Consider the following 24,077-nt stretch of genomic DNA (forward strand, 5'->3'; position numbering starts at 1 on the left):
TGTCGCGTTCACGCATCAGGAGATGGTTGCGCGAGGCGAGAGAAGTCCTTCGAACTCGCAGATCCTTCCCTATATCGTTGGCGAGAATGCCCGCGCCATGAGGCTAGCGTCCGCGCTACAGGCTCGCGGATTTGACATCCGACGAATCAGACCGCCAACAGTGCCGACCGGCACGGCCCGTTTACGAATTTCACTGACGCTCAACGTCGGAGAGGATGAGGTGCGTGCGATGCTCGATGCCCTCGCTGAGGAGACGGGGGGCGAATCTCGATGAGCCAGCGGATCGTGGTGACCGGCACAGATGCAGGGATCGGCAAATCTGTCTTTTCGGCAGGCCTTGCCCATCTTCTCGGCGCGAATTATTGGAAACCAATTCAGGCCGGTGTTGAAGGAGAGACCGATAGCGAGCAGGTCGCACGACTGAGCGGTCTTCCGGCCGATCGGATCGTTCCGGAGCGTTACCGCCTTAAAACGTCCGCCTCGCCGCACCATGCCGCCGAAATAGACGGAATTCGCATCGACCCCGATTCGCTCGTCCTGCCGCAAACCGGGGAGCGACCGCTCGTCATCGAAGGCGCTGGCGGGTTAATGGTGCCGCTGAATTCCAGTGCACTCTACATCGACATCTTCGAGCGGTGGCGACTTCCCGTCGTGCTTTGCGCGCGCACGCTACTCGGAACCATCAATCACTCCCTGCTCTCGATAGAGGCCTTGCGAAAGCGCCAGATCGACATTCTTGGGATCGCATTCATCGGAGAAAGAAATTCGGAGACTGAGAGCGCAATTTGTGACATCGCGCGGGTGCGTTGGTTAGGACGGCTGCCCTGGATTTCTCCTTTGACGGCAGAGAGCCTGCAGGCTGTCTTCAAAGGCTCGTTTATTCCCGGCGATTTCACGCCATGAAGCCAAACAAGAGGTCGCCAATTTGGCATCCATTCACGCAGCATGCTCTTCACAACGAGATGACCAAGGTTGTGCGTGGCGATGGTGCTTATCTCTACACTGCGGATGCATAATCGAATCATAGATGCAATCTCACCCTGGTGGGTCGTCACTCACGGCCATTGCCATCCGTAGATCGTGAGCGCGATTCAGGAACAGGCCGGCAAGCTAAACCAAGTCATTTTCGCCGGCTACACGCATGATCCGGCTGAGGAGGTCGCTCGGCTCCTTTTGAAACTCACACCCCAAGGCTTGGACCACGTGTTCTACTCGGACAGCGGGTCAGCCAGCGTGGAAGTCGCCTTGAAGATGGCACTCGGTTATTGGCACAATATAGGCGAAGAGCGAACACGCATCATTGTAGCAGCACTCCTATCACGGGGACACGTTCGGCGCGATGTCAGTTGGTGCCCGCGGTGTCTTCAACGCGGCGTACGGACCTCTCCTGTTCGACGTGACCTCAATCCCGTTCCCTGCGAGCGGTCGTGAGCGGGCGACGCTCGATGCGCTTGAGTCAGCATGTCGGAACGAAAATCCCGCAGCCTTTATTGTCGAGCCTCTGATGTTAGGGGCAGGCGGAATGCTGATGTACCCAGCTTGGGTGCTAAGAGAGATGAAGCGGATCTGCGGAGGCGTCGGACGTTCTGTTCATTGCCGATGAGGTCATGACGGGCTGACGGGCTGGGGCCGCACCGGAACAATCTTCGCCTGTGAGCAGGCCAATGTTGTGCCAGATATAGCGTGCTATTCCAAGGGTCTCACGGGAGGGGCGCTGCCGCTCGCGGTGACACTCTGCCGGGCAGAGATTTTCGATGCCCATTATTCAAAAGACCGTACGCGCACATTCTTTCATTCGAGTTCGTATACGGCAAATCCGGTGGCCTGTGCCGCCGCCAAAGCTAACCTGGATCTGTGGAAAGGCCAGGAATGTCACCGGCGCATCGCTGCGGTCGCAACCATGCAAGAGCAGGCAATTGAAGGATTCCGCGCCGATCCGCGCTTTGCAAACGTTCGCCGTAGCGGCACCATCACAGCACTCGACCTGAAGACGAGAGATACCGGCTATCTCGCAGGCGTCGGCCCGAGGCTTCACGCCTTCTTAACGACCGCAATCTCTTGCTGCGTCCACTCGGTAATACGATTTATGTGATGCCGCCATATTGTGTAACAGCAGGTGACCTGGACGAAATTTATGCACGCATCTGTGACGCTGCCGATGCGCTGGCCTGAAGACGCGCGCGGTAGCGCAAGATGAAGGATCCTGAGCTGTCGTCGGCTTCCCGAACGACTTGAGAGAGCCTTGCCATAGACTTTCGAAATGGGCGATTGTGACCTCGCATCTGCAATGTGGGTTCCAAGGGGAAGGCCGTTTCCAGAGACATGCGGAGGCCGGATCAGATCGAACAGAGCCACATTTCGCAGCTGTCAGTTGAACGCGTCACGATTCCAGTTCTGCAATGATGCAAGGAGGAAAGGCACACCATCGTCATGACCACGGGTTATGATGCGGTGACGGCATGTATCGCCGATCCTGTCGTCGACGTCATTCTTGTCGGCGATAGCGTCGGCAATGTATGCCTTGGGTGTGATGACACTTTACCCGTCAGCATGGGATGATGAATCACCACTTGGAGGCGGTCGCGCGAACAAGGCCTCGCGCCCTGCTTGTAGCTGACATGCCGTTTCTCAGCTTTCATATCAGTCCCGAGGACACGATACGCAACGCTAGAGATTTCCTGCAGCTTGGCACAGACGCAGGCTATGTAGAGGACCGTCAGCTGCTGCAGGAGGGCCTCTCGCGCTGGGCAGCTGATGTCCTTAACGCAGCATTCCCCGCGTCGCAGGAGTCATGTCGTCTTCCGGACGGTTTGCGCGACTCGATCGTAAACTGGACGCCTTCCAAGTCAAGGTAGTGCATGGGCAACTGCGGGCCGAGACGGAGATTCGAACGACTGGGACGTCTCGGATTCAGTACGGCACTCGAAGAAACATTTCGCCGAGTGTGATTGGATTACGTTCGATCGCCAGATCTGGGTCGAAACCCGGCGGCTAGAGGACTGGTACAGCGAAGCTCATCTCACGACTCTCGATTGAACAGACGGACGCAATGGGCTGAGTTCGCCGGTGCCATACAAACCTGAGCAATACACGCTTCGATGGGGTTGCTCTTATGCCGATCACCGGCTCGACGGGCGGCACGCCGTCGCCGTCGACCGCTGTTCCGGGCGTCACAAGTCGATGCCATCGCAATACCCTGCCGTACTCAAACAATTAAATGCAATACAGCTAGTTTATTGCAGGTTTGGCCTGCGGGAGACCTGAGCGTGGCGGCATTCCAATGACGAGCTGAGATAGATATGGAACGCCGCGAACAATCGAGCGCACCATTAGCGCGATCGCAATAATCGAGGCACCGAGCAGACCCGCGATGATCAACCGGGTCGTGAGATCCCAAAGTTCTCCGAATTGTACGAAATCCATGAGACGGAACACGGTACCCTGGACCAGGTAGAGCAGCAGCGTGGTCTGGCCCAACTCCACAGCGATAAAGCGGGCCATCCGATTTGAATGGCCAAGGCTCCAGCATTGCAGCAGGAGTTCGATAACGATTGCTGAGGCAGCTGCAGAGCCAACAAACATCAGAAGCACGTCTTTAGCCGACCGAAGATCGTGAATTACCCCAAGATTATTGTAGACATAGGTGTCCTTGCCCCACGCTAGAAAGCATACGCAAGTGACTATCGAGAGAAATAAGACCAGGAGCGGCTTGTGACGTCGCCATGTACTCGTCCATCGTTCTCTCGATTGAGCAAGCAAGAAGCCGAAGCAGAAGAATGGGTAAGTGAATCTGATCAGGGGTGATATGGAGAATGTCAGAGGCGCGAGTGCGACCAGTATGGCTACGCCAGATATGACCCACGATCGCTGGTCGAGCCTGCTAGAAATCTTGATGAGAAGGTAGGAAACAAACGTGGCCCAGATGAACCAGTAGGTGCCAGCGAAATCGTCTAAAAATCCCAAAAGTCCGCTCGTTATGCTGGTCGCGCGCCACAATGCCGCCAGCTTAACGGTCTCCATGAACGTCCACCAAAACAGCATCGGCAGCAAGAGCTGCTTCGCACGGTCGCTGGCGGCTCGAGTGAACGACTTTTGCAGCAGCGATCGAGAAGAAAGATATCCGCTTATCGCCATAAAGAGTGGCATGTGAAACATATAGATCGATTTGTAGTACGGCGAATACCAAAACCCGTCGTCTCGGTAGATGACATACTGGATCAGGTGCCCAACGATCACCAAAAGAATGAGCGCACCTTTCGCGAAGTCTAAGCTCAGATCTCGATCGTTAGCCTCTGTCGTGCGCGAGCTCGGGGCGATCGTTCCAGTCACGCGTAGCAATGTATGAAACATCTAGATATCTGTTGTTGATGAGCCGGCGGCCCGTTGTTCGGTTCTTCTGCCTCATTTTTGATCCAAATGAAAGGTGATGGCGGGACTTTTTGGAAGGGAGTAAGCTCAGCTTGTTTTAGCCTTCAAGAACGAGCTGTGCGCCGAGCCTCTCTGAATGCCTCAAGGAACTTCGCGGCAGAACAGATGTCTAGGTCAAGGTAGTGATGTAGCAGTACGGGCGCGGCATACTATTTGCAGAGACAGGTTCTGGGAGGAAGACTGTCGCACTCAGTCTCCCACTCAGCCCGACGCATTTCAGACCCGGCAGATGCGTCGGGCTTCTTCCGTCCGCCCAGCATACTTGACATTTGGCGGTCACCTTCGGTTGCCGCCGAGGCGCTCACGCCAATAGGCGCTTCTGATGCTGAACTCGGGCACGCCAACATTGGGGTTGCGGCAGTGTGCTACGCGCGCACACGGAGAGCGGTGCTCTGCAGACTGGGGCAAAAGCCGAGGACCGACCCTTTCTGATTGAGATGCTGGCTCGGTTAGCGTGGCTGACGCCGTGAACAGCGCCGGGGATCTCCCGATGGCTGTTCAACCGGGCCGACGCTGCCGGAATGAATGCCACGCGGCCGTCGTGACGTGGGCATGGGCTTGATCGTCCTGCGATCGTGGCCGCACGCAGAACCGATCATTGCTTATGCGCCTTCAATCGTCCGACGCCGTTGTTGACCTCGAGCGCCAGCCGTGACCCGTCGCAGGGCCATCCCGCCCGCGTTTGATGTTGCGCGTGACACCGCGAATGGTGCGCATCATGTTCTCGGTGATGTTGTACAGGCAAGCGATGAACGAAGCTCCTTCGGCAACTTCAACCGGACGACAGTCAGGATTTCGTCGAGGCCCGCGAGGATGCTCACAGCTACGCCGAGCCATGCCGATCGACTCGACGCGCGACATTGCGGATCAATTCTTCAGCCATTTCGGCGTCATCGAGCTCCCAGGTTGGCGCAGCACCCGACGGGTGGCCGCATGATGCTCTTTCGGCAGGCGTTCCATGATGTTTGCGCACCTTGTAGATCTGGCAGCGCTGGGTCGTGGCGACCGAACCGAAGGTGCGGCAGATCGCCTTCGACAACGCTCAACAGTCTTGGCACCGCCGGGTCGCGCCCGCGCGAAACCAGATCGTCCAGTAGGGCCTGAAACGTTGCGGCAATCCGGTCGCCCCTTCCACCAGCGCCACGGATGCTTTTTGACTTCGCCGTCGACCCCGATCGCGGTGGCCAGCACAAGATCGTCGCCGAGATGCAGCCCGTCGATTTGGACCACCAGAAGGTCGAGCGCCGACAGATCGGCCGCCATGAAGTCGGCCAGCCGCGCCGTCGGCAGCGCTACGAACCTCCGCGAGGCAGCCGACTTTGACACCCCCCGATCCGGCCGATGCTTGCACGTCACCCTCCGGCAGCCGGACAGCGCGGGCGAACCGGCGCGTCAACACATTGATCAGCATCAAGTCCATCGCCCAGCGAGCGAGCCAGTGCTCCTGCGCCGCCATTGTCCCAGGACGGAATCGTGACCTCGCGGGCGTTCACGCCCTAACCCGTTCGCAGGCCGCCGTCACATCCGCCTCCGTCATCGTGCCGAGCGCCTCGATCCCTGCCGGAAGGCAGAACCGGTCAAAGCTCGCCTGCACTTTCGCAAACGCTTCGTCCACAGCCCGGTCGCCGGCCAACCAGCCGGTGTGATATCTCTCGTCATCACGTCGCTCTCCTTTGTGGAATCAGCACGCCGAGCCTACCGGCTCAACGGCAACCCCGACCTCTTCAGAAATTCAACAGAACCCGGGACATCCCCACCGCGCGTTCCTTGACGGCTTTCGTCGCAAAGCCGGCCGCGGGATGATTGCTGCTGCGCCTATGCTGTAAACGGCTCGGGCTGGATCGCTGCTGCTCAATCTACGGTCCTAACAAAGTCCGCGCTCGTGCGGCTGGCATCTGGCCACCAAGAAGCCATACACAACATTGGACTCCATTCCGCACAACGAGCTGACCTTCGGCCGACCTCAGACTGGAAAACTTAAATAAGCCACCCCGACCAGAGTCGCTCGCGAGGGCGAGGTTCTATGGTCAAAGGTGCTGCTCGCACTCACGTTGTGGACCGAGGAGGGCAGCAGGCGCTCTCCGCGGATAAGCCGACTCGGCCGATCTCGAATAGCCTTGGCCTTCAGACGTCACCTTCATGATCATCGCTTCAAAACTCCTGACCATTTCGGCGGCAAGCAAGGGCTCACGCCAGTGACTTGTGCGGCGATGCTGTCGGTAGCAACAGTTTCTCTCGTGTGCCTACAAGTTTAGCTTGCTCGGGCTGAATTCAATGTTTCGGTCAATGACTCCTCAAATATATCTAGGCCTTGTCCCAACGTTTCTTGATCGATCGTAAGTGCAGGCAAGAACTTGACAACCTGATCGGTCGGTCCGCATCGCTCGATAATCAATCCCTTTTTAAAAGCTCTATGTGACGTTGCCTCTGCGATTTCGGTCGTTTTGCAATCGAATCCACATACCAAGCCCCGTCCACGAACAGCAAACTTGTTTCCGTGCTGGTGCGCGATAGCATCGAGTCTACGCCGCATAAATGCGCCCAAGCGTCGGACCTGTTGCGAGAGCGTCTGGTTGCGCCAATACAGATTCAAAGCCGCTTTGCCAGAAACGAGTGCAAGGTTGTTTCCTCGAAACGTCCCCGTGTGCTCGCCTGGTTCCCATCCGTCAATCGCTTCTTTGATCAGGAGCATCGATAGTGGCAAACCGTACCCACTCAGCGATTTCGACATTACAACAATGTCTGGCGACAACGCGGCGAACTCGAAACTGAAGAACTCGCCTGTACGGCCACAGCCCATTTGGATATCGTCAACTATGAAAATAGCTCCGACCTCTTTTGCCAAAGCCTCAATTGACTGCAACCATTCCTTACCGGCGACGTTAATGCCTCCCTCTCCTTGCACGGTTTCGACGAGAATGGCGGCTGGAAGATCAGTGCCACTGCTCTCATCCATTAATACCTTTCGCACGTAATCCGCCGGACTGTGAGCGGAGCCAAGATACCCATCATAGGGCATGAACGTTGTGCCGGATAAGGGAATGCTGCTGGCTTTGCGGTAAAAGCGGTTACCGCTCGCGGCTATGGCTCCCAAGCTTTGACCGTGATATCCATTCGTGAAAGAAATGACGTTGTGACGTCCTGTGATCTTACGCGAGAGCTTTAGAGCTGCTTCAACAGCGTTAGCTCCCGTAGGCCCTGTAAATTGAAAGCGGTAGGAAAGATTCCGTTCACGAAGAATGACAGAGCTAAAGGTCTCCATAAATTCGACCTTAGCTGGAGTGGCCATGTCCAAGCCGTGGACGACGCCGTCCGAGTCCAGATACTCGCTGATTGCCGCTTTGATCTCCTGATTGTTGTGGCCATAATTTAGCGCTCCAGCGCCGGACAGAAAGTCAATGACCTTTCGGCCATCCTCTGCGAACATAATCGAGCCGCGCGCCCTGCTGAACACAGCAGGAAAGGAACGTGAGTACGAGCGCACGTTAGACTCTAGCATTTCGACTGTCTTCATTCTGTGCGGCTCGTGTCCTCCAACCATGTCGTCGTCTCCTCGACAAGAAAATCTGCCCGACGAACAAGCGCGCGGCCAACATTGTACAGGATTGGCGGATCATGAGCGCACGGTTCCGGCGCCTCTCGTCGTCCTTTGGGCTCTGCGTAGGGCGTCTGAAAATCAGCTCCAACGGCTTACCCGAGGAACCAGGCGGAACAAAGCTACTATGTCTAGTAGTTTCGTCCCCATCCAGCGAGGGCCCAGGCTAAGTCGTCTTTCGCGGGCAGGTTTGCTTAGTCGCGCGCGATCGAAGAATTTGCGCATACAGCGCGGTTAGCTTGGAAGCGGGGAAGTATGTGGGCCGAGAAAGTTCATCGCGACCAGAGGGCCGATGCGCTCCCGGCGACCGCGGAGCCCGCCAGCCGGAGGCGTGTGTTGGATGCTCACGCTCAGGGTCCCGGCGAGTAGAAGGGACAGGGCCGCCGCGGATCTGGCCCGGTGCGCGGGCTTATCGCTCGTCCAGAGCCGCCGCTTTGGGCCTTGCGTTTGGCCGGGATCGGCGCGGAGAGTGGTGGCGTGGATGCGTTCGGCAGCAAAGGCGTGGCTTGAAATTGCTTCGACCAGTGGCATTTGTGTTGCCCTGCAACCCGATTGCGTAGGTTCGGGTGCTTCGGCCCGCCAAAGGGTTGCTGGGAGCGAACGCAAATTGGCGAGTTTGGCGTACACCGCTCGATCCTTCGAAAGCTCAACATCGAAAATGCGGCCTTTGGGTTTCCTGTGAATTCCGAAGCGATCGCCTCGACAGACTGCGGGATTTTGGACGCGATCGTCCCGTCCTGCTCCCGCAAACTCGGTGCCAGATTTGTCTGGAGCGGTGGCACAAGTTTCAGGTGAATTCTTTGTTCTAACGACGTCCTGCCGGCAAGCCGCTGCCGTGGCACTTCGCGCTAAGCTCAGCAAGGATCTTAGGAGTGAAGGTAGGGCGCTCGTTAAACTGATGAGGGCCTCGCCTCCTCTGATTGCGCGATCATACCAAAGGCGCCTTGTCAGGAGCCCGACGTTGCAAGTGCTTCAACCAGATGCCGAAAGTGCAACAACAACGACAGGAATGCGGCAAGAAAGGCGATGGTCCACTGGCACGCGGTAAGCACGGGCAGTCGCGCATTGATCGACATCGTAAGCGCCGCGCGAGTGCGCTTGGTCCAGACTGCTTCCCCATCTTTCACGCGTTCGTTCCACCCTGCTCGCGAAGCGCTGCATCGAGGCAGGCGCTCAACTCCAGGTCAGCAAACGGCTTGGCAAAAAAACCGGCTACGCCCGCGCTCAACGCGCGAGCTCGCGTGCGATCATCTGCGAAGGCAGTCATCAAGATGAACGGTGCAGCGTGGCCCTGGGCTCGCATCTTTTCCAAAAGTTCAAAGCCGCTCATCATGGGCATCTGCACGTCTGCAATGACACAGGACGTGTGGTTCAATTGAGACGACCGCAAGAATTCCTCAGCCGATGCAAACGTATGAACGATGTGGCCCTGCGATTTCAAAAGGTTGTTCAGTGCGGCACGAATCGCAGGATCGTCGTCAATAACGGAAACAGTTGAATACCTAGACAAGACGACCTGTTCTTGGTTGGGCGAAGGCGCTGGCCGACGCATGACGGCCAGCAGAAGGGTGCGCGTGTACGACGAAATTGTAAAATCATACTTAGGTTTGTACCGTGAAACGCTCAGTCCCAATTCCCAGCCTCTCAGCCATCCTGATCAAATCGGCTAGCGATCGAGCTCCCATCTTCTTCATCACGTGGCCGCGATAGATTTTGACTGTAATCTCGGCGAGCCCGAGTTCCGCGGCTACCTGTTTGTTCAATAGCCCGGCGGCGACCAGTTTCAACACATCCTGCTCTCGTGGACTTAGGGCCTCAAACAAGGACTGGAGCCTGCTGACCACCTTGTCTACACCTCGTCTCTTCCGATCCTGTTCGATAGCTGCGACTACGCCATCGAGTAGTTCCTGATCGCGAAACGGCTTGCTGAGAAAATCGATTGCTCCACTCTTCATGGCTTTGACGGTCATCGGAATATCGCCATGAGCGGTGATGAAAATGATGGGAATGTGAATCTTCTGTTTGGCTAACTCATTCTGGAGCTCAAGGCCGCTCAATCCAGGCAGCCTGATGTCAAGCACAAGGCAGCTAGGAACATCAGGGAGCTCGCTCTGGAGCATTTCCCGGGCGGATCCGTAAGCAACGACATCTAGACCGATCGAACGAAATAGGTTGACCAGCGATTCGCGCATTGAGAGGTCATCGTCGACGACGAAGACGCTCGGCCTCACCTCAGGCCCGACGACATTTGGGGCTTCCTTCCGGGGTTCAGAGCGCTTGGTCACGATAAGGGCCTCACTTGTACGATTTACAGTAGACTTATTGCCTCACGACCACCTTCGATTGATCGCATAGGCTTTTGAGGACGTTCGCGCAGTGCAAATCTTTGAAATTTTCAAGGTATGTGACCGGTCAGCCATTCGCGCCAGCGTGACGCAGACAGGAAAGTGTAGCAAAAACCGCCCGACTGGTCGAGAACTGCCTTTGGAGTCTGTCCGCCGTCGCGTTGGATTGGCTCCCAAGGCGCCGATCAAACGATCAGCAGCCGATCGAGAAGCACCGAATCCAGAACTTGAGGCGCTCCCTTTAGCGGCGGCGCGTGTCGCCTGGCCTTCGCGAGTGAGACTGCAGCGGACCGCTCATTATGCGGCTGAACGATCAGAATGCCCGTCGCCTTGGTAGTTGCACGCGGGGGCGCGAGCTGAGCGAATCGGCCCGATTGTGCCTGTGCATGCGCCGATCCCGCCAGCGTTGAGATCGGCAAGCGGAGTAGACTATCGCACCCATACTAAGGAAAATAGACATCAGAGCGAGTAGCAGCGGCATCAGCAACATGAACTCTTCTTTTCCGTCGTCAGAGCGCCTGTGAGTTGCTCTGTGTGAGGAAAGCACCTCGCACCGACTTCGTACAACCTGACGCAAGGTGCGATTCAAGTCCTTTCCGTCATGTTTGTAGGAAAGATGCTCGAATTCGAGCTGCTGCAGGGGCGCTCACGTGCGTTCGTGGCGTTGTTCCTTCACGAGCCTCGCACCCCAACATGAGGCGGCGTAATCTGAAGGAGAGGCGGGACACACTCCATTCGGTGTCCAGCTGCGGACCGGTTCGCCAAAAGGCAGTTGCATTTGCTCTCCTGCACCAGCCAAACAACCGCTGATCCAGCGAAAGAATCATTCTTCCACCAGAATTTGCGGACATCAGAGGTCCGTGCCCGGCACCTTGAAGGTTCGCTCTTGACCTACATAGGAAGGACAAAACGCGCCCCGAGGGGTCAACCTGAAGGTGTTGTTAGACCTGCCAGTAGCTCATCGATCCGCTAAGGGCCCAGGGCCAGGCAGAAGCATTAAAGGCGAGCCGACGCACTCCGTCGAGAAGAAGGTGCGTCGGGTTCGCCCCACATCGCCAGTACATCCGTGGTGATGCTGCCTCCAATGAAGCAACCAGCGTGGCAAAGCTGAGGCTCGCTCAGCAAGGCAGAGTAGGTCGTGACTCCCCGCTACTTCGTGCCGGCCAGGAAGGGGGGCTTGGTCATTCGTAGCGTCAGTTTGTACGATGCCGGCGCAGATCTATCGAATTGGCAAAGAAGGCGTTCCGCTGTACTTTATTCTAATTCCAATTCTCTTCACCGGTTTTGGGGTAGCCTACGCCTTGCTTGAACAGCGGTTCAAGCAGCGAAAACTCTCTCGGTCATCGGCTTCGCAACGGCCGGCAATTGCCCTGCGGCGAACGGCAGCGAGCGGCATTCCGATCAGCGAGGGCCTATACGGGCGTTCGGTGAGCATCAGGGGTGCCTTTGTCGCGGGTCAGTTGCTCCATCATTGGAGGAATGAAGAGAATAGTTATGGGCGCGGTTTCGCTCACACTTGGCTTTCAGATCTGCCCTTGATGCTGTGGTTCAGAGTCGATGACTGCATGGCGCATTCCAACAGTGGAGCCAGGAGTGAACGTCGATCTCGAAAACAGCACCGCTCGTGTCGCCGGGATTTCTAGCCTGAGCGCCCTTGCGGCGTTTATGTTCAGCGACTCGAGCGAGCATCTTGCTTCTCCTCGGGTCTTAGACCGAAGCAGCGATCCGGGCCCTGCTGCACGTCGGGCAGTGCGCCATGGTCGGGTAAGGGGCCACGAGCCCACTCCATCGAATACAATCCTTCGCCGACACACTGCGCTAGCGAGAGCGCCGCCGCCGATTCTGTGCAGGCTCGGCCGGCGCGCAGGATTGGGCTGGATCGACACGCTTGGGCCACGTATTGGGTGTGTAAGTCGCATCTCGGCGTGCCGCCGTCCACTCTTTGGCGGCCTTAATCGGTACTCCGGCCCCTTTGCGAAGTCTCTTCACAAGCTCGCCCGATATGTGTCAGCTTCCGGCTCAGTCCTTATTGATCGGGCGGGCAAATGCCGCGGGACCTCAGCCGAGCTCTGTTCGGCTCAAGTATCGACAGTGACATCCAGCTCCTGTGGGAGGACGGTGATCGCGCGTTCTGCCGTGGGTGGCACCGGCAAATCCACGGCAGCAGGGCTGTCGTGCTTGTCGTGCGGCCCATCGCGGAACACCCAGCGACGCTCGACCGCCTTGCCCATGAGTACGGGCTGAGGGAGGAGCTAGACGAGGGATGGGCGGTGCGGCCGTTGGAACTCATCCGGGAAGCCGGTCGGACTATGCTGGTCCTGGAGGATCCATGCGGCGAGCCACTGCTAAATTTACTCGGGATCCGTATGGAGCCCAAGCGCTTCCTACGCCTCGCTGTTGGTATCGCGAGGGCCGTGGGCAAGCTTCACCGGCACGGCTTGGTCCACAAGGAGCTGAAACCCGCTCACATTCTGGTCAATTGTCCTGACGAACAGGTGCGACTCACTGGGTTTGGTCTGGCTTCCCGTCTGTCCCGCGAGCGCGTGCCGCCTGAGCCTGCCGAGTTCATCGCCGGCTCGCTGCCCTACATGGCGCCCGAACAGACCGGACGAATGAATCGCTCGGTCGATTGTCGCAGTGATCTCTATTCACTTGGCGTGACATTCTACCAGATGCTGACGGGCGCGCTGCCGTTCACGGGCTCAGATCCCTCGGAGTGGATCCATTGTCATATTGCAAGAAAAGCAACACCGCCCGTCGAGAAGTCGCAAAACCTCCCGGAGCCGATATCTCAGATTGTGATGAAACTCCTCGCGAAAACCGCCGAGGAACGCTACCAGACTGCCGCTGGCCTTGAGCACGATCTGCAACACTGTCTCGCAGCATGGGCCAACCACGGTCGCATCGACCCGTTTGAGCTCGGCACAGACGACACACCTGATCGGCTGCTCATCCCCGAGAAGCTCTATGGCAGAGCCCTTCAGATCGAGGTTTTGCTTGCCTCTTTCGATCGCGCGGTGAAGAGCGGCGCGCCGAAGTTGGTGCTCGTCGCCGGTTATTCCGGTGTCGGTAAGTCTTCGCTCGTCCAGGAGCTACACAAAGCACTGGTGCCCTCGCGCGGGCAGTTGGTATCAGGCAAATTCGACCAACTGAAGCGCGACGTTCCTTATGTGACGCTAGTGCAGACGTTTCAGAGTCTTGTCCGTCCTCTTCTCAGCAAAAGTGAGGGCGAACTCGCCACCTGGCGGCAAGCGCTCCTGGAGGCGCTCGGCACGAATGGACGACTGATGGTCGAATTGATCCCCGATCTGAGCCTGATCATTGGCGAGCAGCCCGCAGTTGCTCAGCTTCCAGCCCGGCAAGCGCAAATGCGTTTCCAGCTGGTGCTTCGCCGCTTCATTGGCGTGTTCGCGCGGCGAACCCATCCTTTGGTGCTCTTCCTCGACGATTTGCAGTGGCATGATGCCGCAACGCTCGACTTGATCGAGGATCTCCTCACGCAGTCGGATCTGCACCTGCTGCTGATTGGAGCTTACCGCAGCAACGAACTTGATGCAGGCCATCCACTCAAACGCAAGCTCGACTCCTTCAGGAGAGCCGACGTAAATTTCGAGGAGATCACGCTCTCGCCGCTCGCTGCAGACGATGTCGCGCAGTTAGTCGCGGATACCCTTCGCTGCGGACTAAAACGCGCTGCCCCGCTTGCAAAGTTGGTGCATCAGAAGACGATGGGTAATCCGTTCTTCGCCATTCAATTCCTTTCTGAACTGGCCGAAGAGCAGCTATTGACGTTCGATCACGAGTCGGCCCGCTGGCGGTGGGATCTCGAGCGTATTCACGCAAAAGCGTACACCAAGAATGTCGTGGATCTGATGCTCGGCAAGCTCATCCGCCTGCCTGAGGCAACGCAGGACGCGCTGCAACAGCTGGCCTGTTTCGGCAACATCGCCGGGTCGGCGGAGCTTGCGATCGTGCTCGAAATTTCGCAGGAGAAGGTGCATGCGACCCTGTGGCCGGCGATCCGGCAGGAACTCATCGCGCGCCACGGAACAGCCTACCGCTTCCTCCATGATCGCGTTCAAGAGGCGGCCTACTTCCTAGTGCCGGAATCCTCGCGCGCTCCTGCCCATCTGCGGATCGGTCGGTTGCTGGCGGCACACGTTCCTGCGCACAAACGCGAAGAGGCTATCTTCGACATCGTCAGCCAACTCAATCGAGGCGTCGCGCTAATTGCCTCCGGTCATGAGCGTGAGCAGCTCGCAGAGCTGAATTTCGTCGCAGGGCAGCGTGCCAGGGCGTCGGCTGCCTACGCCTCGGCACTCACATATTTCACCGTCGGTGCTGCGCTGCTCGCGGAGCACTCTTGGGGAAGGCGCCACGAACTCGCGTTTGCACTGGAGACAAGCCGGGCTGAATGCGAATTCTTGGTAGGCCAGCTGGACATTGCAGAAAGCCTCCTGTCGGTACTGTCGAAGCGCGCCTTGAACGCGCCCCAGCGAGCAACGGTCGCATGCTTGCGGGTCGATCTTTACTTGGCGCTCGGCCAGCACGGGCGGGCAGTGCTCACAGGGCTCGAATATCTTCACGACGTCGGGATCGAGTGGTCGCAGCATCCGACGGACCAGGAAACATTAACCGAATATCAGCGGATGTGGTCACAGCTGCCCGAGGCAATCGAGGATCTTTCTAGGTTGCCTGCGATGACAGATCAGACCATGCTTGCCACGCTTGCCGTCTTGACGCGCATTCTTCCGCCCGCAGGTTTCACGGACGCCAATTTATCCGCTTTGGTCATCTGCAGAGCTGTCACCATCAGCCTCGAATACGGCAACACCGATGCTTCTTGCGCCCATTACGCATGGCTGGGCCGAATCTTGGCCGGGCGCTTCGGCGACTACCAAGCAGCTGACAAATTTGGTCGTCTTGCTTGCGACCTGGTTGATCGCGGTGAGTTCTCCCGCTTTCGGGCTCCCGTCTATTTGGCCTTCGGGTGCAACGTGATCCCGTGGACGAAGCCCCTAAGAGGTGGCCGAGTTTTGATTCGGCGAGCGCTCGCAGCTGCGGTCAGCAGCGGCGATGTCATCTACGAGGCGTACAGCTTGCTTCATCTAACCTCAAATATGATGATGGCCGGAGATCCCCTGAAAGAGGTGCAGAACGAGATAGAGAAAAGCTTTGCTACGATACGGGATAGAAAGGTTCAGTTTGCTGCTGATACCGTAGCCGCTCAGCTCGCAATCATTAGAAGCATGCGCGGCCTCACGCGCTCATTCGGTTGCTTGGATGACCAACAGTTTGACGAGCTAGAGGTCGAGCGATCGTTGGCTCGGAGTCTGGAGCTGTCACCTAGTGAAACCGTCTACTGGATCCGCAAACTTCAGGCGCGATTTCTAGCCGGCGATTATGCTGCGGCTGTTGATGCTCGCTCCAAGGCGGAGCCCAAATTATGGACTATGCCGACAGAGCCCTTGATCGCGGAGTTTCACTTCTTTGGTGCGCTGTCTCACTCATGTTACTGCGACAAGCTAGGCGAAAGCGAACAACAGCAACATTGGCTTATCATTGATGCCCATTACAGACAGCTGCAGATATGGGCGACGAATTGCCCCGAAAATTTTGAGAATCGGACTGCCCTGGTCGGCGCTGAAATTGCAAGGCTCGAATACCGGGATGCACACGCAATGCGACTGTATGAACACGCAATCCAGACCGCAGCACGTAACGGTTTCGCCCACCACGAGGCAATCGCTTGCGAGCTTGCAGCGCGCTTTTATGCTGCGCGTGGTTTTGACAGAATATCCCGGGTTTACCTGCAGGACGCCCGGCGCGGCTACCTTCGTTGGGGGGCAGATGGCAAAGTGCGTCAGCTCGACGAGCAGAATCCCCACCTCAGCCATGAGGAGACCGCTCCTGCCGTGAATGGCCTGAGGATCGGAGCTCCGGTTGAGCATCTTGATCTCGCGACGGTAACAAAAGTGTCGCAGGCGATTTCCGGCGAGATTGTTCTTCAAAAGCTAATCGACACGCTTATGCGGACTGCCATTGAGCAGGCCGGCGCCGAACGAGGTTTGTTGATTCTGCTACATGGAGGCGAGCCACGGATCGAGGCGGAAGCCACAACGGTAGCGGATGCGCTGCTTGTAAAGGTGAATGAACAGCCCGTAACGCCGATGGCTCTTCCCGAGTCCGTGCTGCATTTCGTCCTGCGTGTCCGCGAAAACGTCATTCTCGAAGATGCTGTCGCCGAGCCTTCATTTGCGGAAGATCCGTATATCCGCGAGCGCAAAGCGCGTTCTATTCTTTGCCTGCCACTGATCACGCAGGGCAAGCTGATCGGCGTACTTTATCTGGAGAATAATCTCGCCGCGCGCATATTCTCGGCTGCCCGCAACTCGGTGCTGAAAATGCTTGCGTCCCAAGCTGCAACAGCGCTGGAAAACAGCCGCTTGTACAGCGAAGTTCAGCAACGGGAGTCGAAAATCCGGCGCTTACTTGACGCTAACATCATTGGAATATTCATCATTCGCGAAGGAGGCGAGATTATCGAAGCAAATCAAAGCTTTCTCACGATGGTTGGATACGACCGAGAGGATCTCGTCGCGGGGCGAGTGAACGGTCTCGACCTGACACCGCCAGAATGGCACGAGCGTACACTGAATGCGCGAACAGAAGCAAAAAGGACCGGAGCGGTTCAGCAGTTCGAGAAAGAGTATGTCCGCAAGGATGGCAGCCGCGTGCCGGTGCTAGTTGGCGTCGCCGTATTCGATGCGCGAGACGACCAAGGTGTTGGCTTCGTCCTCGACCTGACAGAGCGAAAGAGAGCGGAAGCGGAAGCCCGTGAAAGCGAACGACGGTATCGCGAGACTCTGATGGGGCTGGCACACGCCAATCGGATCACGACAATGGGACAGCTGGCCGCCTCAATCGCCCATGAGGTCAACCAGCCGATTGCCGCGATCCGGAGTAATGCGGGGGCGGGGCTAAATTGGCTCGGTGCTCAACCCCCAAATCTGGAAGAAGTTCGGCAGACCTTCGGGTTGATTGTCCGTGACAGTATGCGAGCAGGGAACGTGATCCGCCGGATCCGCGCTCTTATGAATAAGGCTCCTATGCAAACGGAGCTTCTCGCAATTGACGAATTGATTTTAGAGGTGCTGGGCCTAGTTCGCGCGGAACTTGCGAAAAATGATGTATGGGTGCAAACGCGACGGACTGAGGCGTTGCCGCTCGTCCGGGCAGATCGCGTCCAGGTGCGGCAGGTGATTCTCAATTTGATCACGAACGCCATCGAGGCCATGAGCGAGATCAACGAAAGTGATCGCGAGTTACTGATCAGTGCGCGGACAGATGACTCGAATAACGTAGTGGTCACTTTTCGGGATACGGGTCCAGGACTCGATCCGAACTGCGCTGACCGCGTGTTCGATGCGTTTTACACCACCAAGTCCGAAGGCATGGGCATGGGGCTGGCCATTTGCCATTCTATTATTGAGGCGCACGGAGGCCGGATGTGGGCGGGCGCCAATGATCCTCGCGGGGCCGTCTTTCAGTTCAGCATGCCGGTTGCGCCGGAGGGCGTGGATCGGTCGGAACAGGTCTCTTCAACGTCTTAGGCTCGAATTCGACATCGAGCAGGGCGCTCCGGGAGCCCCGATCATCGTGACAGAAGCAACGGCGAGACCTCGAGGATTTGAGACATTCGCGTTTCTTACTGCCCATCGGGGAGTGTTGGAGCGTGCGCAGATTGTCGCGAATTGTCAGAAGATCTGCAATCTGACCCTAACGTCGGATTCAAGACGCTTTGAGGGCTTCCTGCAAGTCTCAGAGGCTTGCAGGGCGTCAAGCGGAATCAGACGAAAGCTGCACACGCAGTGTTCGAGAGAATGACGGCAATCGCCCTCCAAAGCATCTTTTGTTTGAGTCGGGAGGGCGACATGATTTAACTTAATGCATGCAACCGTCGCCTGTGGCAGTGCAGATCTTCAGTGTGGGTGATCAGTTCGGCCCATCGCAACATTCCGTACTAAACTGGTTTCGAAACCGCTTGCTTTGATAACCGTGGAGCCGGGGCAGCCCACTTGAATCCGATCTCAATGCAGAGCATTCTGTCATGCGCCCCGAAGCGCACCTCGGATTGCAACCGGTGTACCGCTCTTCTTCTCCGGAGTTGGCCTCGGGGCCGCGCGCCGCTGTTGGCGGTTGCAATAGCTGACGCGCAAGCGATGGCGTCCTGTATGGTTTTCTCTGCTCTGTGAAAAGCACCTGCCGCGAGCAGGAACCGCCCGCTGCCGGCGCATCGCTGTGCAGAAGGAGAGCAGTCGAGATATGGAGAAATGCAGGTGGTACCGCGTCGTTCACAATACGTCGTTCGGGTTCGTCATCGCAATGAGGTGAGCCACACGACGGTCTTCGTCACGGTCGCTCTTTGATAACCCCTCGATGACGCCGGCGCGATCCGCCGCGTTGCGGTTCTGGCTCATCTTCCGCGTGCCATCGAACCGTGTAATTTGCAATCGCAGGCCGACAATCCCCTTCAGCTCCGTTTTGATGAAATCGGCAGGGGCGTCAGACACCGCCCAGCGGTCTTTGCCCGAGCGCTCATGCACATCGGTCAGCCGCGTGACCACCCTTCGCAGCCGATCGGCATCATCGAAGAATTCGATCGGCCCGTAGGCATGCACAGCGACATAGTTCCACGTCGGTACGGCCTCGCCTCTCTCGTGCTTGGTCACGTACCAGGAAGGGCTGACATAGGCCTCCGGCCCAGCGAAAATGGCCATCGCCTCGCCAGCCGGTGTCAGCTTCCACTGCGGGTTCGCACGCGCCACGTGGGCGTAAATCGTGCCCATGGAGCCTTCGCGCTCGTCGAGTACTACGGGCAGCATCGTTCCAACAAGCCCTCCGTGAGTAGCGGTGATCAGTGTCGCCGTGCGTGCCTCGCGCATCGTCCGATGAACGTCGGTGATATCGACAACTTGGAAGGAGGGCGGCGTGTACATCGACGAAGCTCCCCGGCAGCCCGACGGAAAGCCGGGCGACTCATGATTCGGACTGGGGTACGCCTCGTGTCGGATCACCGAAACGATCAGTTTTGGTGGGTAGTTTCATTCCTCCGCGCTCTAGGCCCCTGGGCCAGTAAGCCTATGATGAGTCAAAGGTGCAGGTGCAGATCGGAGGGTGCGTTTGCACGCTGGCCAGCCGTTGCCTTCCACGGGCCGCCTGCAGACGAATTCGGCTCTTCGTGCCGATGACTGCAGCACATGAGCAGCTTCACCTTAGAGCTATGAGTGGGACGCCAGAGTTGCGGCTGAGCCCTTGCCGCATCAGCTCGCCGCGCCGCGAGTCGCAGGTTGGCGGTGACTGGTTGTGCTAGATCCGCGCCGGCACTGGACGGACATATCAAAAGCAAGGAAATCTTGGCCATTCCGGCGGCGTGATGATCGCCGGTCAAGAAGTCGATAAGAGGCGTCCGTCTGTGCGATGTGTCTGGCACGCGACATACAGGCCCAATCTGGCCCACCTATATCGCAGACAGGGGCCTAACATCCGACGTGCAATCCAGGATGACGAGGATCCCAGCCGCGCCGCCTATCTGTTTCCCGCGGGATGCGAATGCACCACGCGTTCTGGTGCTGGTCGAAAATGGCGAAGAGCTCAAGCGCCTCCCGCCGGTCCAGCACGTCAAGAGCGACGGCCCATCCTCCTAGCCTAGGGTCTATACCTAATTTGCGCCACGTGATTCTCTTCCGCATATTTTGATTCGGGGACGAGCGATGCGTGGCGGCCTGTTTTGGTTGAATGATAAGCAGTGGGCGCGGATAGAACCTCACCTGCCGACGGGACTGACCGGACCGGATCGGGACGACGATCGGCGCATTATCAGCGGCTTCATTCAGATGCTGCAATCGGGTGCGCGGTGGCGCGATTGTCCCCCTGAATACGGGCCTTACACGACGATCTACAATCGCTTCAATCGTTGGGCAAAGCGCGGACGAAGCCCGGCAAAGATGCCGTCGCGCTTTCGCTCGACTCGACCTCGATTAAAGCTCACCCGTGTGCCTCCGGCGGAAAAGGGGGGAGCACAATCAAGCAATCGGCCGCTCGCGAGGCGGCCGCACGACAAAACTCCATGCGCTGAGCGATGCCAGGCGGAACGACGATTACCCGCCCAAGGCGAAAGCGGTCGTCCCTGAGCGTCGACGGGCTGAGGCGGGATCGGGGCAGCAGCACGCCATGGATCGCGACGGCGGCGCCGATCTCGATGTGTGCACCCGGGGCCGCACCGACAGTCTTGATGAGCGGCGCGGCGCCGCCGGCGCACGATCCCTTCCGAAAGGGTCCGCGCTCGAGGCCGAAGACGGAAACCGGCCCAGGCGGCGGGCAGACGAACACGAGATCGCCGACGACGACTTGCCGACCGATTGGCACGCCTACCAGGTCTATCAAGAAGCTGGCGCCACGCTCGGTGCAAGTGACCGTCGCGGCGCTTCGATTTCACTACCGCGTCATGCTCGGCCTCGATTGGGATTTCGACCAGATCATTCAGTGCGCCAAAGGCGCCAAAGACACTGGCCTTCATTCTCAGCCCTGAGGAGGTGCTGCATCGCCAAGCCGACCGACCGTCAGCCCAAAACCGCCGCCGCCTGACCGGCCCGTCCGTCACCAAAATTTGGCGATAGCTCATTTCCGGAGCCGGCTCTGCGATCGGGGTTGAAGTCTACGTAGCGTCAGGTTGTACAGTCCGAATCATACATGCGGTGAAGCTTCATGATCGGAAGGAGAGGCTTCAATGTCCTAAGAGCGCAGGTGCGTTGGAGTATTGATTGTGCAGGCACGGCCGGCTGGTTGTAGCTAATGTGAGGACATTGAACTGAAGACGAAGAGAGTTTGCAAGGGAACTTCTCAAACCCCGGACGCCTTCCAACAGCAATGGGGCGGCCCAGTTTCGATCGCGGTGTGGCCGCATGCCCTTCTTGCCTGGAAGGGGGAGGCGGCACCATGGCTTTTTGGACCGTGCGAGTATTTGGTTTCGTTGGTTTAAGGTTTGGCGATAGCTCAGCTGTTGCCCAGGAATCCGGGGCGCTCTTCTGCGGCAATGCACGAGCTCGGAGCGCGCGCGATAACGGTCCTTTGTTGTTCAATTGGCGATCTTGACGTCTAGCTTTTCGCGCCGGTGTCGCTGCCAGGCGGCTTTGAAGAGTCGTCTCATCTAGTAGGAGAGTGGTGTGGAACCGATCTATAACGATCCGAACTATTGGATGCGCTGGCACGCCGAGCAGCAGGAGCTGCAGCGTGCGCGGCAAGAGGCGGATCAAGCTGGCTTCGAGCAGCAATTGGGCGAGCTGCAACTCCGCTCTCCTGAGGAGAGTTCGGGGGGTAGTTCCCCCGACACTCCAGCCGCACGGTCGCATGAAAACATCCAGCGTACGGACGTTGGTGGTTCGATGCGAATGCCGCCAAGGTCCAATCTGCGGAACAATTCGTTCAGCAGCGCGCGTCACAGCGTCGATGTTCCGCACGCTCATCTTGATTCGGCTGCAAATAATTACCGGTCTGACTTGCGGGAGGGGCCATTCAGCAGCATGCGCTACGCAGCGCCCTCGGAGGAACAACCTACGGCGCGGACGAAGGACAACAAGCCCCGTGGACTGTTCTCTCGGGTCAAATCAGGACTAAGCAAAGTCTTTGGAGGAAGCCACCGTGAGAAGTGGTCCGGCGGCCCAGCGTTTGATGTCGTCTCCTCGGAGCTTCGCATGGACTTTGCAAAGCGCAGTCGTCCGTCCGAGGCAGACCTGGAGCTGATTGAAGAGTTCAAGACGGCATTGGGCAGCGCGAACCGTACCGCGAAGACGATCGATAATTATGTGATGGCTCTTCGAAAGTTCAGCGAATTCCTCCAACCCAAAGGCGTCACTCTGAACGACCTGCTTGGCAATGCTGAGCTGCTGACAGCCTATAAAGATGAATTTAATAAGGTGGCGAGCGCCAATAGCAGGCACCATGTGGGGCCAGCCTTGAATGCACTCCAGAATTTCCAGGCTGGAAATCCCATATCCGCCCCAGCCTGGGTGGGTACGCGAGCGCAACCGATGCACCCCGAGGACGAGCGGATGATCGGCCAGTTCGTGGAAAACGTCAAAAGCTACAGAGTTGCTCCCGATGGCACCAGAGGCCGCGGGACTGGAACGGTTCCCCCTGATACGATCAGGAACAATATGATAGCGCTCAACGGGTTTGCTCGTTGGCTCCGAGCGCAGAACAAGGATCCCCTGGCTCCTCGGGCGTTCAACGAGCCAAGGTCGCTCGCCGTCGACATCGACGAGTACGTCGAAGCTGGCGGCGATCATGATGATCGCCTCAGCGTGGCATTGTCTCATCTTCGCAGGATCGGGGCTGACGGGCTCCAAGCTGTCGGCGCCGGGCCCCGCCTGATGGGGCGCCAAACATTGGCGGCTCATCCGGAGGACGTCTCCATCATCGATGACTTTTTGACGGACGCTCTATCCAAGCTTGGATCCGACGCGACTCGCAAGGAGAAACACGACGCTTCGACGAAGGCGTCCAGCCTACGCTCTTTTAGTGATTGGCTTCGAAGAGAGGGCAGGCCGAGCATCATGGACCGCATCGAGGGCAATGCTGAGCAGCAGCGGTCATTGAGCGCAGATCATTCGGCGTACCAGAAAGCCACAAAGCCGGGCGCCCCACTCAATCTCTTTCGACAATACCTGGGTCTCGAGACCAGGCGACACAGACAACGACCTCGTGCTTATGACGACGACGCCAGCCTGATCGCGAGCCTGGCTAACGAAGAGCTGAGAAACCTCGACCCAGCTTCCGAACAGAGAAGAAAAATAATTCAACAGACTGCTTCGATCCGACGCAAGTTCAGTGATTGGCTCCGCACAGAGGGTAGGGAGAGCATCGCGAGTCGAATCAACGGCAATAGTGAGCAGCAGCGCTCGCTGGGCGCAGACCTCCGGGCTTTCAGGGAAGCCACAGGGAGAGTTGATAGCGTGGGTCTCAAGAAGCTCAAGCAGTATCTGCTACTCGTTGAGGCAAACAGAGCGCTGGGTGTGAGCTTCCCTGAGCAGAGGGCTGGGTCGAACTCAACCTCAACCTGGGCGCGAGATTTGCCGACTCCGCCGTCCGAAAGTGAGTGGCCGCCGCTGCTAGGTCCGTTTGGGCAGGCCGGCTTGCAGGAACCGGCTAGGTCGAGCTCGACCTGGTCCCCGCGCGTGCCGTCCGACTTCGATCCAAGTGAGTGGCCGGCGCCGCAAGGCCCGGTTGGACCGGGCGGTTGGCAGGACCCGGCCGGGTCGAGCTTTACCTGGTCTCCACGGGTGCCGTCCGACTTCGAGTGGCCAACTCCGGAGGGCGCGCCAGCTCGGTCCTCAGACATCGGTTTGGCTTCTTTCACTGATCTGCCGTCCACACCGCAGGAAATGCGTGACGATGCCCAGTCAAGGCCGGTGCTCAGCCCTGCCGGCAGACCGCCGTTCTTGATCGGTTCATCAGGCACGCCGCAAGAGCTCGAGGATATCGGATATCTCGTCGGCGAGGATTGGCAGCATGGCACACAGGCGGTGCCGGACTTCCTGCTCGATGTACTGGACAATAGAATGCTGTTGCCGAGTTCGCGAATGGCTCCCCAGCCGGTCTCTATCAACGGTGAGACCTACTCCATCGCATTGGGGCCGCGAGGACGCCGC

General features: G+C 58.0%; 8 protein-coding genes and 5 pseudogenes. 7 read left to right on the forward strand and 6 right to left on the reverse strand.

Features of this window, described 5'->3' with window-relative positions; genetic code table 11:
• From IVB32_RS01995 to IVB32_RS02010, 4 genes and pseudogenes are all read left to right on the forward strand, one after another.
• A pseudogene (locus IVB32_RS01995) lies at positions 1–274 on the forward strand (8-amino-7-oxononanoate synthase); the annotation flags it as partial.
• Positions 271–903, forward strand: coding sequence for a dethiobiotin synthase (gene bioD / locus IVB32_RS02000; RefSeq protein ID WP_247404886.1), 633 nt, complete (start codon positions 271–273; stop codon positions 901–903). The pseudogene IVB32_RS01995 and the gene bioD, both read left to right, overlap by 4 nt.
• Positions 904–1,080: 177 nt before the next feature.
• Positions 1,081–2,092, forward strand: a pseudogene (locus IVB32_RS02005) (aminotransferase class III-fold pyridoxal phosphate-dependent enzyme).
• A 230-nt stretch (positions 2,093–2,322) separates the two neighbouring features.
• A pseudogene (locus IVB32_RS02010) lies at positions 2,323–2,690 on the forward strand (3-methyl-2-oxobutanoate hydroxymethyltransferase); the annotation flags it as partial.
• A gap of 538 nt (positions 2,691–3,228) precedes the next feature.
• Here IVB32_RS02010 and nolL read toward each other — a convergent pair.
• The 5 genes and pseudogenes from nolL to IVB32_RS02035 form a co-directional block, all read right to left on the reverse strand.
• Positions 3,229–4,350, reverse strand: coding sequence for a nodulation factor fucose acetyltransferase NolL (gene nolL, locus IVB32_RS02015; RefSeq protein WP_247404878.1), 1,122 nt, complete (start codon positions 4,348–4,350; stop codon positions 3,229–3,231).
• A 676-nt stretch (positions 4,351–5,026) separates the two neighbouring features.
• Positions 5,027–6,087 (reverse strand): annotated as a pseudogene (locus tag IVB32_RS02020) (transposase); the annotation flags it as partial.
• A gap of 592 nt (positions 6,088–6,679) precedes the next feature.
• Positions 6,680–7,942 carry a diaminobutyrate--2-oxoglutarate transaminase gene (ectB, locus tag IVB32_RS02025; protein ID WP_247409649.1) on the reverse strand — a complete coding sequence of 421 codons (1,263 nt, stop codon included), beginning with the start codon at positions 7,940–7,942 and terminating at the stop codon, positions 6,680–6,682.
• A gap of 1,204 nt (positions 7,943–9,146) precedes the next feature.
• Positions 9,147–9,575: a response regulator gene (locus IVB32_RS02030; protein ID WP_051112988.1), complete on the reverse strand. Its 429-nt coding sequence runs from the start codon at positions 9,573–9,575 to the stop codon at positions 9,147–9,149.
• 49 nt (positions 9,576–9,624) lie between these two features.
• A complete protein-coding gene (locus IVB32_RS02035) occupies positions 9,625–10,254 on the reverse strand; it encodes a response regulator transcription factor (RefSeq protein WP_051112989.1) in 630 nt (209 codons plus the stop codon).
• A gap of 2,159 nt (positions 10,255–12,413) precedes the next feature.
• Here IVB32_RS02035 and IVB32_RS02040 point away from each other — a divergent pair.
• On the forward strand, positions 12,414–17,981 hold the full coding sequence (locus IVB32_RS02040; protein ID WP_247409650.1) for a trifunctional serine/threonine-protein kinase/ATP-binding protein/sensor histidine kinase: 5,568 nt from the start codon (positions 12,414–12,416) through the stop codon (positions 17,979–17,981).
• Between the two features lie 741 nt (positions 17,982–18,722).
• Here IVB32_RS02040 and IVB32_RS02045 read toward each other — a convergent pair.
• The gene (locus IVB32_RS02045; RefSeq protein WP_247295552.1) at positions 18,723–19,367 is read right to left on the reverse strand and encodes an FMN-binding negative transcriptional regulator; all 645 of its coding nucleotides are present in this window, start codon (positions 19,365–19,367) and stop codon (positions 18,723–18,725) included.
• 753 nt (positions 19,368–20,120) lie between these two features.
• On the opposite strand from IVB32_RS02045, the pseudogene IVB32_RS02050 reads away from it, so the two are divergent.
• Together IVB32_RS02050 and IVB32_RS02055 are read left to right on the forward strand one after the other, a co-directional pair.
• Positions 20,121–20,511: pseudogene (locus IVB32_RS02050) on the forward strand (transposase); the annotation flags it as partial.
• A gap of 1,082 nt (positions 20,512–21,593) precedes the next feature.
• Positions 21,594–24,077, forward strand: a 2,484-nt coding sequence (locus tag IVB32_RS02055; protein ID WP_247409652.1) for a hypothetical protein, incomplete at its 3' end; no start/stop codon positions are given.

It is taken from the genome of Bradyrhizobium sp. 23 (assembly GCF_023073295.1).
Taxonomy (GTDB): Bacteria; Pseudomonadota; Alphaproteobacteria; order Rhizobiales; family Xanthobacteraceae; genus Bradyrhizobium; species Bradyrhizobium canariense_D.

What these genes read in the sequence shown, in the direction of transcription:
- ectB (WP_247409649.1), bottom strand. Translation starts at nt 7,942, where the DNA reads ATGAAGACAGTCGAAATGCTAGAGTCTAACGTGCGCTCGTACTCACGT.
- bioD (WP_247404886.1), top strand. Translation starts at nt 271, where the DNA reads ATGAGCCAGCGGATCGTGGTGACCGGCACAGATGCAGGGATCGGCAAA.
- IVB32_RS02045 (WP_247295552.1), bottom strand. Translation starts at nt 19,367, where the DNA reads ATGTACACGCCGCCCTCCTTCCAAGTTGTCGATATCACCGACGTTCAT.
- IVB32_RS02030 (WP_051112988.1), bottom strand. Translation starts at nt 9,575, where the DNA reads ATGCGTCGGCCAGCGCCTTCGCCCAACCAAGAACAGGTCGTCTTGTCT.
- IVB32_RS02040 (WP_247409650.1), top strand. Translation starts at nt 12,414, where the DNA reads ATGCCGCGGGACCTCAGCCGAGCTCTGTTCGGCTCAAGTATCGACAGT.
- nolL (WP_247404878.1), bottom strand. Translation starts at nt 4,350, where the DNA reads ATGTTTCATACATTGCTACGCGTGACTGGAACGATCGCCCCGAGCTCG.